Source organism: Ignavibacteriota bacterium, assembly GCA_016716225.1.
In the GTDB taxonomy this organism is placed as follows: Bacteria; Bacteroidota; Ignavibacteria; order Ignavibacteriales; family Melioribacteraceae.
On the sequence record JADJWT010000001.1, the window covers coordinates 1,339,248 to 1,353,143 of the forward strand.

Annotated in this window: 6 protein-coding genes; 2 read left to right on the plus strand and 4 right to left on the minus strand. The window is 26.1% G+C overall.

Annotated elements, in window-relative coordinates:
- Positions 1 to 2 precede the first annotated feature (2 nt).
- Positions 3 to 998, plus strand: a complete 996-nt coding sequence (locus IPM32_05750; protein MBK8944763.1) for a DUF4922 domain-containing protein — start codon at positions 3 to 5, stop codon at positions 996 to 998.
- 17 nt (positions 999 to 1,015) lie between these two features.
- Here the strand turns inward: IPM32_05750 and IPM32_05755 are convergent, their stop codons facing one another.
- From IPM32_05755 to IPM32_05770, 4 genes are all read right to left on the minus strand, one after another.
- Positions 1,016 to 2,161, minus strand: coding sequence for a SpoIIE family protein phosphatase (locus IPM32_05755; protein ID MBK8944764.1), 1,146 nt, complete (start codon positions 2,159 to 2,161; stop codon positions 1,016 to 1,018).
- Positions 2,162 to 2,189: 28 nt separating this feature from the next.
- Positions 2,190 to 3,572 carry a sigma-54-dependent Fis family transcriptional regulator gene (locus IPM32_05760; GenBank protein MBK8944765.1) on the minus strand — a complete coding sequence of 461 codons (1,383 nt, stop codon included), beginning with the start codon at positions 3,570 to 3,572 and terminating at the stop codon, positions 2,190 to 2,192.
- 17 nt (positions 3,573 to 3,589) lie between these two features.
- Entirely contained in the window at positions 3,590 to 4,795 is a 1,206-nt protein-coding gene (locus IPM32_05765) for a PAS domain-containing sensor histidine kinase (GenBank protein MBK8944766.1), read from the minus strand.
- Between the two features lie 464 nt (positions 4,796 to 5,259).
- Positions 5,260 to 12,561 (minus strand): cyclic nucleotide-binding domain-containing protein, encoded by a 7,302-nt coding sequence (locus IPM32_05770; GenBank protein MBK8944767.1) that lies wholly within the window; start codon positions 12,559 to 12,561, stop codon positions 5,260 to 5,262.
- Positions 12,562 to 13,038: 477 nt separating this feature from the next.
- On the opposite strand from IPM32_05770, the gene IPM32_05775 reads away from it, so the two are divergent.
- Positions 13,039 to 13,875 (plus strand): hypothetical protein, encoded by an 837-nt coding sequence (locus tag IPM32_05775; GenBank protein ID MBK8944768.1) that lies wholly within the window; start codon positions 13,039 to 13,041, stop codon positions 13,873 to 13,875.
- Positions 13,876 to 13,896: the final 21 nt, after the last annotated feature.

Sequence of the window (13,896 nt, forward strand, 5' to 3'; positions counted from 1 at the left end):
ATATGGAAAATTTATTTCTTGCAGAAAATGAATTAAACAAATTTGGTAAAGTTGAAAATCTTTCTCAGAAAGTTGAAGCTTTATTAAATCAGCAGAAAGCCAATTGGGAATTGGTTAAAACTAATTTTGAATCTTTATCTCAAACAAAAATTAAAAAATTTCAATTCAAAAATTCTGAAATTAATATTCAATTTAATCCGGCACGAATTACATCAACATCTGCAAAGGTTGATAAAAAATCAATTGAAGAAAGAAAATGTTTTTTGTGCTTGGAAAATTTACCTTCCTCTCAAAAAGGAATTTTATTTAATAATGATTATTTAATACTTTGTAATCCATTTCCAATTTTTAAACAGCATTTAACAATTCCAAAACTAAAACACATTCCTCAAAATATTGAAAATAATTTTCGCGATCTTTTAGAATTGAGTGAAGAATTACACGAAAAATTTTTTGTTTTTTATAACGGACCCAAATGTGGAGCTTCCGCGCCGGATCATTTTCATTTTCAAGCGGGATTAAAAAATGAAATTCCTATTTATAGTTTTATAAACTCAAATGAAACTGATGAAAAATTATTTGTTGAAAAAAATAATGTAAAAATATTTTTAGTAAATAATGAAATTCAAAATTTCTTAATTATTAAATCAAATAATAGAATTAAATTGGAAGAAAATTTTTACGAGATTCTAAATTCTGCAAAAAGAATTCTAAATAGTAACGAAGAACCGTTAATTAATATTTTATCTTTTTATGAAAATGATATTTATAAAGTAATTATTTTCTTTAGAGAAAAACACAGACCAACTCAATATTTTGAAGAAGGTGAAAAAAAGTTGTTAGTAAGTCCCGCTTCTGTGGATTTGGGCGGATTGATAATTGTTCCGCGAGAAGAAGATTTTAATAAAATTACAAGATCAGATATTGAAAATATTTTTAAACAAGTTCATTTAAGTAAAGAAATACTGGAAAAAATTTTGAGTGAAATCTGTAAATAAAAAATATTAAAATAATTTTAATAAACTTTTATAGCAATAATACTAATATCATCTTCAAAATTTTCTGCTGTTGCGTTTGAAAAAACACTTTTTATTTTGTCAATCGGATCTTCGTCCTGAGTAATTTGCGCAATTGTTTGTTTAAGATTTCCTTCACCAAAAAAATCTCCGTTTGTCATTCGCGTTTCAGGAATTCCATCTGTTATTAAATAAATAGCTTCACCGGGATTTAACGGAAGTTCAATATTTTGATAATTCCCAATTTCTTTAAATCCTAAAAGAATTCCATTTGATTTAACACTTTTTACTGAATCCGAAGTTTTATAAATAATCGGCAAATCACCAGCTCCGGAATATTTTAAGATTTTGGTTTTGCTATTTATACAAACAACTGATAAAGTTATAAACACATCGGAAATTCGTTCATCCTTAAAAATTGCTTTATTTATTTTATCCAAAATTGTTGCTGGAGATAAATTGTGATCTGAATCTAAAATCATTCTAATTGCACTTCTAACATAACCGGCGTAAGCTACGGCAAAATACCAAGCTCCCCATTTTTTCCCCATAATATCGCCAAGAACAACAACTAAATTTTCTTCATCAACTTTGAAGTAATCAATAAAATCGCCACCGGGAACATTTTGAAAAGGTTTGTGCCAATGTTTAACTAACAATCCATCTAATTGCGGAAATTCATCGGGAACAACCTTAGCACTCATTGCGGTTGCGGCTTTTTGAACTTCGCCGACCGCCTTTTCTTTTTCCTTTTCTGATGTTTTTAAGATTGCATTAATTTTTGCGAGAACTATTTTTGGTCCGGATGTTTTTACGATATAATCTTCTACATGTAGATCAAAACCTTCGAGAATATCTGATTCATCTCCTTTTGCGGTAAGAAATATGAAAGGAATCAATTTTGTTGAAGGATCTTCCAAAACTCTTTTTCTAAACTGATGTCCGTCAACTTCGGGCATCATAATATCACTTACAATTATATCTGGTTTGAATTCTTTTGTTTTAAGATATCCATCCAAACCATTTTCAGCCCAATCACATTCGTAACCGGATTTTCTAAAGTTATAAAGGAAGAGTTTTGCAACAGATTCTTCGTCTTCAACAAGAAGAATTTTGTGACCTTTATTTTCCGGAGTATTATTCAAATTAAATCCCTTTTTGAAGATTATCGAATTAATTTCGACGAGATTTAATATCGTATTTTTCCATCAATCTATATAATGTTGCTCTTCCCACATTTAATTTTTTTGAAGCATCAACAATATTTCCATTTGTAATTCGTAGCGCATGTTTAATTGCTTCGGCTTTAAGTCTTTCAAAAGGAATAATAGGTGCATCTTCTGTAAATAATGGTCCCGTTGAATCTGAGTAACCATCGCTATCTGCAGCCAAAATTTGTGGAGGAAGAACTTCTAAATCAATATTATTTGTCTCTGAAAGAATCATACATCGTTCAATTGTATTTTCTAATTCTCTAACATTCCCGGGCCAATCATAATCATATAATAATTTTAATGCGGGTTTTGTAACTAAATTTATTTGTCGACTCATTTTTTTATTGAATTCGGCTAGAAAATGATTTATAAGAATTACAATATCGCCGCGCCTTTCTCTAAGTGACGGAATATGAATTGGGAAGGAACTTAAACGATAATAAAGATCTTCTCTAAAATCACGATTTGCAACTGCTTCTTTTAAGTTAACATTGGTTGCTGAAATAATTCTAACATCTGTTTTAATTGTTTCATTTCCTCCTACTCTCTCAAATTCTTTCTGCTGAATTACTCTAAGAATTTTTGCTTGAAGAGACATTTCCATATCGCCGATTTCATCCAAGAAAATTGTTCCGCCGTTTGCCAATTCAAACTTTCCAATTTTTCTTTGATGCGCTCCAGTAAATGCACCGCGTTCATGACCAAATAATTCACTTTCCAATAATTCACGTGGAATTGAAGCAGAGTTTACAACAACAAACGGTTCATTTTTTCTAATTCCGTTATAATGAATTGCACGCGCAATTAATTCTTTACCGGTTCCGCTTTCGCCATTTATTAAAACAGTAATATCATTATTTAAAACTTTTGTAACCATTTTAAAAACTTCTTGCATTTTTTTATCTGCTGAAACAATATTATCAAAACTATATTCATGCTGAAGATTTGTATTAAGTTCATCCACTCTTCTTTGCAGATCAAAATTCTTAATTGCATTTTGAATTGCTGGTTTTAATCTATTTTTATCTACCGGTTTTGGGAAATAATCAAATGCGCCTTCTCGAATGCATTCAAGCGCAACATCAATATTTCCTTGTGCGGAAAGCATAATTACCGGCAAATGTTTATTCATACGTTTTATTCGTTTAAGAAGTTCGGTTCCGCTTAAATCTGGAAGCATGATATCGAGAAGAATTAATTCCGGATTTTCATAAATATTTTCTAAAAGTTCAGAGCCATTTGTAAAAGTGCGAACATTATATTCCCACTCATTTTTAACCCAGTGAGTAATTAATTTTAGAATTGCTGGTTCGTCATCAACGATAAATATTGTTTTTTCCAATTTTTACCCCGTTAGTTTTAATTAAAACTATATTTAGGAAGTCTTATAATAAAGCTTGTTCCTTTGTTAACTTCGCTTTTAACTCTAATAAGACCTTTATGTAAATCAATTATTTGTTTAACTGTAACTAATCCAAATCCGGCTCCGGTTAAGTTTAATCCGGTTCTTTTTATTTTGCTGAATTTATCAAATAAGAAGGGAATATTATTTTCGGGAATTCCAACACCGGTATCACTTATAACAATTTCCACTTCTTTTAAAAATTCTTGAACAATTACTGTAATCCTTCCATTTTCTTTTGTGAATTTTACAGCGTTTGAAAGTATATAAGTTATTACTTTTTTTATACGTTCTTCATCGGCGTAAATCATTATCTCCGATTGAGGAATATTTTCTGTTAATGTAATATTCTTAATCTCACTTTCAATCTTAATATTATTATTACATTCGTTAATTATATCAATAATGTTAAGCGAAGTTTTCTGTAATTTTTGTTTTTCACTTTCGAGTTCGGAAAAATCTAAAACATCATTTATTAATTTTGCAAGACGTTTACTTTCCGTTAAAATTACTTGATTAAATTCTTCAGCTTTTTCCAAAGTTAAATTTTTATCCTCTGCAATTGTTTCTGCAAAACCAATTATTGATGCAAGCGGTGTTCTTAATTCATGTGAAACATTCGAAATAAATTCATTCTTCAAATTATTTAATTCATTTAAAACACTAATTTGCTGCTGTGCACGGTCTCTTTCAATTGCATTTAATCTATTTGCTTCCGTTAATTTTGATAAAAGATCTTCAACTTTTCCTCTTTCTGCTTTAGCTTTACTTAAATTTGTTCCAACGCCAAAAAGGGAAGTTAATTTTTCATTTTGAAATATTGGCGTTAGAGTGATTTCATATAATTGTTCAATTCCAACTTTGGGAATAATTTCTGTTTCAAACTTTACTGATGTTTTATTTGCAATAAGATTTTGAAAAGCCTCAGCAACTTTCGATTTATTTTTCTCGTTAAGTAATTCAAAAAAGTGTTTTCCAATTATATCATCCAGCTTAAAATGAGATTGCTTTAACAATGCATTATTTGCAAATTCAACAATTCCGGAATCGTTTAATATGAAAACTATATCATTTGTCGAGTTAGTAAAAAGATGAAAATATTTACCGTAAGCAAGTGAAATTGTATCATTTTCAGAAATTATATTAGAAATTAATTCATTCATTACTTTCAATAGTTTTCAAAATGAAACTTTTGTGATTCATAATAATTGTGAATTTAGTAAATTTTCGAAAATTGAGTTTTTAATTTATCAAAATAATACATCATTTTGTATTATAATTATACAATCGGAAAAAGTTTTGAAAAATTTAATGCAATTATTAGGATTTGTTGCACTCTGTCAATATAAAAATGAGAAATGTAAAATTTTAGTACAGTTGGCTATTTTGTGAAGTTATCTCATTTAATTGTCCACAGTAATAATATGTTAATTTTAATTTAGAATGTAAATTTTTATAATAAGATTGTATATCATTTTTTACAAGACCCAGAATCCAATTATAATTATTCGTAATATTTTTAGATTTTTACATAATCTTAAATAAGAGAAAACAACTTTTATGACTTTAAAATATAAATGCCGGAATTTCTTCCGGCACTTAGACTATTATATGTGTGAGTGAGAGACTAATCTAAATAACTTTGTATTGCATCTTCTAGATTATCGTAAAGTTTGAAAACTTTATCCATTCTTGTAATATAAAACATTGAAGATTCTGTATGATCCCCCCAAACAATTCTTAAATCACCGCCTAAACTCATTGCTTTTTTAAGCGAACTTACCATTACGCCAAGTACCGTTGAATCTACAAATTCGCAATGAGATAAATCAATTACAATTTTTGAATTGTGACTATTAAATAATGATGTTAAATATTCTTTGAATTTTGCTGCAATTTCCATTGTTGCTCTTGGAATATTTAATGTAACAACACTTACATCTCCATAAAGCAAATGTGAAAACTGTGAATAATTTGGCAAATCATTTTCTGATTTTGTTAAATCTGCCGAAAACTTATGTGCTTTAGAAATCACCGGTTCTTCTACTTCCAGAGATGAAAAATCATCATTTTCGGTTAAACTATTTTCAATATTTTCTTCCAAATCAAAATCAATAATTTCATCTTTTTCATCATTTACATTTCCGAAAGAAAATGCCGGCTTAATATCTTCATTCACAGCAAATTTCTCAAACTTTTCTTCCGATGCTTTCTTTTGTTCAATAATTTGTTTTTCAAATGCATTTGGTGGAATTACTTTTTCAATTACGGGTTTATTCTGCTGTTGAGCAATTAATTGGTTTCTTCCGGATTCAAGCTCATTTATTCTTTCGTGAAGTTCGGCAATTTTTTCAATTTGATTTTCAATAATTGAATTCAATCTTTCTTCGGAAGATTCTTTTTCTAATGAACTATTATTGAACATTTCCATTCTTTTTGAAAGCAATTCGAGTTCATCAGATTTCTTACTTGCTTCACTCTTGAAGTGATTTTTAGCATCATTCAGTCTTTCAACTTCATTTTTGAAATCTTCCAATTGCTCTTTTAGTTTAATAAATTCAATTTCTCTATCAGTTCGTTCCAGTTTAACTTGTGTTAATCGTTTTCCTTGCTCTTCGATAATTGAATTTTTTTCTTCCATCAAAGAATCAAAATTATTTTTGATTTGTGAATATTGTTGAAGCTCGTTGGTTAATTCTTCAATCTTTTTATTGTATTCTTCAACTGATTCATTCTGAATTTCATTTTCACCAAAACTATTTTTTAATTGAAGTTCAGCAATAATTTCAGTTTTATTTTCAAGTTCAATTTCGTAAGATGATTTAATTTCGGTTAACTCAGAAATTTTATTTTCCAATTCATGAATTTTTTCTTCAAACGATTTGCTAATTTCAGTACTAAAATCTTTTGCCGAGATTAAATTGGTTATTTCGCAATTCAGTCTTTCAAGCTCCGAATCTTTTTCGCTAATAATATTTTGAGTGAATTCCAATTGAGATTTTAAATTCTCAATTTCAGTGGAAATTTTTGATAATTCCGAACTATCTTGATTTTTCTCATTCAAGATATTTTCGAAATTATACTTTAATTCATTTAATTGATTTTTAAGTTGTTCATTTTCAAAAGAAATTGTTTTATTTTCTTCAGTTTTTACGGAAAGTTCTAAAGTCAAATTTTCCAGTTTCTCATTTAACGATTCATATTTTTCGCTCAATGAATCTTTATTTAACAATTCACTTTCGATAAATGAAATTTGCTGATTTTGTTCTTCAATAAATTTCTGATTTGAAGAAATAATTTCATCGCGTTCTTTTATTGAATTTTTTAAAGTTTCAATAGTTGAATTTAATGTAATTAAATTTTCTTGATCTGTTTTTACTGTTAATTCTAATTCAGAAAGTTTTGTACTTAAATCGTGAATTTGATTTCTGTATTGATTTTCAGAAAAACCTACTTCTTTGAGCTGATTTTTATATTTTTCAATTTCTTCAATTAAATTCTTCGATTCATAATATTTTGATGAAATTTGATTTTGATAAGCTTTTAGATCAATATTTAAAGTTTCTATTTCAGAATTAAGATATTGTATTTCTTTTACTTTTTCATTCAAATTTAACTTATATTCATTTTCTTTTTCACTAAGGTGAATTTCTTTAAGATTTAATTCATTTTTCGTATTTTCAATATTTTGTTGAAGTTCACCAATTTTTAATTTCAATTCATTTTCATAAATATCTTTGTTAGAAATATTCTGCTCAAATTCTTGAATAATATTTTCTTTTTCAGAAATTAAGTTTTCAAGAGAATTCTTACTTGAAGTAATTTCGGAAATTTGATTATCTTTTTCAGCAATTTCAGTTTTAGCAGATTCTATATCTTTATTTAAATTTTCTATTTGTAATTTTAATTCATTTTCCAAATTATCTTTGGCAGAAATATTTTGCTCAAACTCACGAATAATATTTTCTTTTTCAGAAATTAAGTCTTCAAGAGAATTTTTGCTTAAAGTAATTTCAGAAATTTGATTATCTTTTACAGCAATTTCAGTTTTAGCAGATTCTATATCTTTATTTAAATTTTCTATTTGTAATTTTAATTCATTTTCTAAATTATTACTTTCGAAAAGATTTTGTTCAAACTCCTTAATTAAAATATCTTTTTCAGAAATCGCTGATAGTGTATTTTCATTGGATTTTTTAAGATTTTCTATTTCAACATCTAACTTTTCAATTTTGCCTAATAATTCATTTTCTAAAGAAATTTTAGATTTAAGTTTATTTTCACTTTCAAAAAGTTCACTTGCAATTATGTTTAGTTCACTAGATTTTTCTTCAAAACTTATTTTGTAATTGCTCAAGTCAATTTTCAAAACATCAATTTCTTTGTGCAGTTTGTTAAATTCATTTTCCTTCTCAAATAAACTTTCTTTTAGTTCTATTTCAATTTGTGTTAATTTTGCTATTTCTTTAAGATTATTTTGAATTTCATTTTCTTGAATTTGTGTAACTTCATTATGACCTTTTTGTAGAATTTCAAGCTGCTCTTCAAGGAAAATTACAGATTTGTGTAATTCTTCAGCCAATCTGGATTTATCAACCAATCTTCGTTCAATTTCAGTTCGTTCAATTTTTAAGTTAGAATTTAATTCTTCAATTGTTCGGTTTCTTTCTTCAATATTTTCATTTAATGCAGAAATATGTTTTTTCAAATGTGCAATTTCAGACTCTGAATCTTTTAATAAAGCTAAAATATTATTTTTTTCTTCATTAAGTGCATTTAATTTATTTGTCAAATCAGAAACTTTATCTTTCTCAATTTCCTCACTAATTTGAAGTGAATGATAAGAATTTGAAAGTAGTTCAAAAGCTTCTTTTTGCTGCGAATTTATTAGATCTAAATCCTTTTTCTGTAATTTCAAATCGGAGATTTCGTAAGATTTAGATGCAATTTCACTTTCTAGTGAATTTATTTTTGTAATTGAATTTTCGATTTCAATATTTTTCTCAATTACGGAATTGGTTAGACTTTGATTTGATGAATTTAACTCAAAAATTTCATTTTCCAATGAATTTAGTTTTTCTAGGTTAAGCTCTAAATGTGACGATTTTTCATTCAATGAATTTGCTAATGAGGAATTTCTATCATTTAGATCTAAAAGAGAGGTTTTAAGTTCAGAAATTTCTGAATTTGCATTTTCAACATTATTTTTTAAATCAGATATTGTATTGTTTAATGTTGAAATTTCATTTTTATTTGTTTCTAAAATTTCATTTTTTGACTCAATTTCAATACTTAAATTTTTGTTTTGCTGATTAATATTACTAATTAATTCATTTGATTGTTTAATTTCGTTTGTCTGCTCAACAATTACTTTATTTAAATTATCAATCGTAATAAAATTACTATTATTATCAATTTCCAATTTTTCAATTTTCGCAGTTTTATCATCAATTTGCAAATTTAACTTTTCAACGTTTTTTTGCAAAATATTTATATTTACATCTTTTTCTGAAATTGTTTTATTAAGAATTTCAATTGTATCCAGTTTATTTTCCAAATCTTGACTGATTTCAGAAATTGTATTATCTCGCAATTTAACTGAAGAATTTAAGTTTGCAATTTCACTTTCCATTCGTAAGTTATTTTGAGATAGAGAATTTACTTTTTCATTCAATTCATTTATTAAATTATCTCGTTCAGTAATTTTATTGCGGAACGAATCTAAAGTATTATCAAAATTTGCAATCTCAAAACTTAAATTTTCTATTTGTTTCGCATTTTCAGAAATTGTTGAATTTAAATTGTTTATTTCAGAATCTTTATTTTCAATTTTCGATAATAAAATCTGCTCAGATTTTGATCTTTCAATAATTTCATTTTCTAACTTTGTTACATTTAAATTAGATTTTTGAAGATTTTCAGAAATTTCAGAAATATTAATTTTTGCATTCTCTAAATCGTTTTCAAGTTTTGTAATTTCTTCATTTTTAGAATTAATTATTGAATTTAATTCGGTTTCTGACGCACGTAAATTAGCAATTTTCAATTCACTTGATTCAAGTTCAGATTTTAAATTTCTATTTCGATTAATAAGTTCTGATATCTCAATATTTTTATCATTTATTAAAATTTGAAGATTTTCAGCATTTTGTTTACTTTCTGTTAATTCATTTTCTGCTGATGTTAATAAATTTTTAATATCAGAGACAACTTCTTGATTATTTATTAATTGTTTATTTAAAAACGAAATTGTTGTTTCTTTTTCTTTTCTTTCATCACTTAATTTTGCTATTTCAATATTTTGCTGTGTAATTGTATCAAGATTTTGACTAACAGCATTTCGAAATTCATTTTCCTTTGTTTTTAATTCAACAATTTCACTTTCAAATATTTGAAGCTTGCCTTCCAATTGAGATATTTCATTGACTTTTTGTGAAATTTTTATATTTTCTTCATTTAATTTTGCTTTTTGATCTTCAATAATTTGTACTTTTTCGGCAATAAACTCATCTTTTTCAGAAATTTGAATTGAAAGGGCATTTATTGAGTTTTCGAAGTTCTTAATTTTATCGTTTACGGAAATAAGATTTTTTTCAAGCTCATTCTTAATAGATTTTTCAGAAGTTAATTCAAAATTTAATTTTTCTACCAAATGTTCATTTTCTGTCAATTTGTGACTTTGCTTAATTATAATTTCATCTTTTTCTTTTGCAATAATTTCCAAACTATTTTTAGCTGTCTCAATTTCACTAATTAGATTTGACTGATCGTCAATGATTCCATTTTTCTTTACAATTGAATTGCTTAGTTGAGAGACTTGAATATTTAAATCATTATTTTGATCTTGTATCTTTTTAAGATTAGTTGAATTGTTTACAAGTTCACCTTCTAAATTGAAGATTTTAGAATTTTTCGCTGCAATTTCATTGGTTAATTCTTGAATTTGATATGATAAGTCAGAAATTTTTGTTTTATTTTCTTCATTATCTTTTGAGAGCTTATCAACAAGTATTTTTGCATCAGCTAAGAAATTTTCTGTTTCCTTTAATTGATTTAATTGACGTTCTATTGTTGCTTGTTTTTTGAAATCAGCTTCCTTAAAGTAACTTTCCTTTGCTTTTAATTCTTCAATTTGATTTGATTGTTTGTTAATTATTTCATTTTTGTTAACTTCGGAAATTTTGAGGGATTCATTTTCAGTATATAATTTTGAGATTTCATCATTTTTTAATTCCAATTTTGCGCGAATTTCATAATTTGAACTTTCCAGCTTTTTCTGAGAAATCAATGCATTTTCAAAATCATCTTTGATTTTTTTAATTTCACCAGAATAATTAGATATAGTATCCTTGTATTTTTGTAATTCGATTGAGGAAATTCGATTTGACTCTTCAAGTTTAGCAATTTTATATGATTGTTCACCAATTAATTCACTTTTAAATTTATCGGCTGAATTTATATTCTCAAATTCGGATTTAATTTTTAATAATTCAGAAGATTGCTCTTCAATTTTACTTTGCTTAATTTTTAGTAATCGATCGAAATCTGAATATTTTTCTTCATTTTCAGATATTTTCTTATTTAAAAGATTTATGGTCTTATTCTTTTCCTCTTCTAAACTTGTATAATTCTTTTTTAAATATTTAAGTTCTTCCAAACTGTTTTCTGTGTTTGAAAGTTTATTTTGAAGATTTTGAAGTTCGTTCTCAAGTTTTTTATTGTTTGATAATAAGTCGCTTTCTAATTGTCTACTTTGATTTATTTTGTTTTCATATAATTCAATTTCATTTTTAGTTTTAGATAACGTATCCTTTAATGTAATTATTTCAATTCTATTGTTTTCATAGTCTGCTTTTAATTTATTGAATTCAATTTCTTTTTCGCGTAAAGAATTTACTTCGTTTGTAAGTTTTTGGATTTCAAGTTTAAGCAAATCATCATTGTCTTTTGTAGATTTTGAAGCATTTTCTAAACTATTCAATTGCCTTTTTAAATCTTCAACTTCACGCGTTGATTGATTTAATTGATTTACCAAGTTTGCTTCTTTTTTATTTAAGAGCTCCAATTCTTGCTTGAGAAATTCCAATTCCTTTTCTTTTTGTAAGTCAAACTCTGCATCTATTTTAGAATAATTTAAGGAATTAATTTCATCTTCCAGTTTCCTAAGTTTATTTGTGTGTATTTCAAGCTGATTTTTATAAGATTTTTCAGATTCTAATAATCTTGTTAGTTGTTCATTTTGGTTATCAATAACAGTCTTTAATTGTTTATTGGAAGTTTGATATTCTTCAACTCGATCGAAAAGATCTGTAATCTGCTCTTCCTTTTTTCTAATTAACTCATTATAACGCAAAATTCTATTATTTAGTTCATCAATTATTTTCTCTTTTTGCTTAATTTCGTTAAACGAAACAAGTTCCTCACTATTTTTTGTAGAAAGATCAAAAATTGATACTTTTTTCTGTCCGGATAAATATTTTTCATTTGCTTCTTTAAGCAGTTTTTCAAGATTTTCCATCATGGTTTCATCAATTTCTTCCATTGAAGCTTTAAGATTGGTTAAAATTGAATTATACTGAATTAGTAAAATATCAAGATTATCCTTAGAAATTTCAGCAATTTTTGTATCTTTTATTGCTAAAGCAGTTGATTTTCTTTTAGTATTTGAGAAAAATTCATCTTGACCAAAAAATTCATTGGCAGATAAAACTAAAGTTGTGGTTTTAGAAAAGCTATGTTTCTTAAGAAGATTTATTTCGCCTTCAAGAATTAAAAATATAGAATTTGAAACATCACCATTTTTAAAAAGAATTTCTCCTTCTTCAAGGGAAATGATTTTTAGCTGCAAATCCTCTAGAGTAATGTTGGAAATGTTTGTGTCTTTAAACAGCTCATTACTTTTTAATGCAGATGTAATATTGTTTTGCATTTCTCATCCTCACACTTTAGAGATTACACAATTATCGGTAATCAGTAATAATAATTAAATATAATAGTCTTGTAGTGAGAGGAATAAAATCAAATACTATGCCGTAAAAATAGAAAAGTGGTAAAATTTACTTGTTTACTTTTCATTTAAAATATCTAAACTTTTATTTTGAAAAAAATTGAAAATTTCTCAAAATTTGAACAATTTAAAATTTGTAAAATTATTTAGATGTAATTGCATCTATAATAAAATCGAACATAATTTAAAAATTGTGTTTTAATATGATACAACACTTGATTTGTGTCACACTTTAAAAATATAATTTTACTACCTTGGCTAATTTTAGCCAAAATTAATTTACGTATGATTATAGGAAATAAAAGAGTTTTTTTATAATTTAAAAAAAGATTTATAGTCTAAATTAGTTTAGGAAAGGATTTGACAAAATTACAGCATAATTTGTATATCGGTTTTTTTATCTTAGTCACAATTTCAGTTTTAGCCATTCTTGTAATAAATGGATATTCCTATTACATAACTCCACTTGAAGAAAAATTTTTTTCATCAAAACATGATTTATTAAAACCAAGTGGAATTTTAGGTCACGGTTTTGGAATTATTGGTTCAATTTTAATGGTTTTTGGCGTATTAATTTATATGATTAGAAAAAGAGTAAAATTATTTGTTCATTTAGGAATTTTAAAACATTGGCTGGAATTACACATTTTTCTTTGCACAGTTGGACCAATTTTAATTTTGTTTCATACGGCATTCAAATTTGGCGGAATTGTTTCAGTAAGTTTTTGGAGTATGGTTGCAGTTTTTGTGAGCGGAATTATTGGAAGATTTATTTATGTTAGAATTCCAAGAACGATCGAAGGCAATGAAATGAATATTCAGCAAATAAGCAATTTAAATGAAAATTTAACTCTCAAATTAGCAACTGAGTACAATTTACTTAATACAACTTTAGAAAATATTGCAAATTTATCTCAAATTCAGCAGCAAGGTAAAGCTTCTTTCGGAAATCTTCTCTTATCAGTAGTTCCTAATTATTTAGAAAATAGAAAAAAAATAGTAAATATTTCAAATGAACTGAAACAAAACAATATTTCAAAGTATCAAAGAAAAGAGATAATTAAAACAATTAAAGAAAAAATCTCAATTTCAAGTAAAATTCATTATTTACGTTTAATGCAAAGTTTATTTAAATATTGGCATGTTGCACATCTTCCGTTTGCATTAATTATGCTAATAATTATGTTCATTCATATAATTGTAACAGTAGCTTTTGGTTATAGATGGATTTTTTAACTAAAATAAAAATATTTTTGT

Excerpts from the sequence above, each read along its gene's own strand:
- IPM32_05750 (MBK8944763.1), top strand. The coding sequence starts at position 3 with ATGGAAAATTTATTTCTTGCAGAAAATGAATTAAACAAATTTGGTAAA.
- IPM32_05765 (MBK8944766.1), bottom strand. The coding sequence starts at position 4,795 with ATGAATGAATTAATTTCTAATATAATTTCTGAAAATGATACAATTTCA.
- IPM32_05770 (MBK8944767.1), bottom strand. The coding sequence starts at position 12,561 with ATGCAAAACAATATTACATCTGCATTAAAAAGTAATGAGCTGTTTAAA.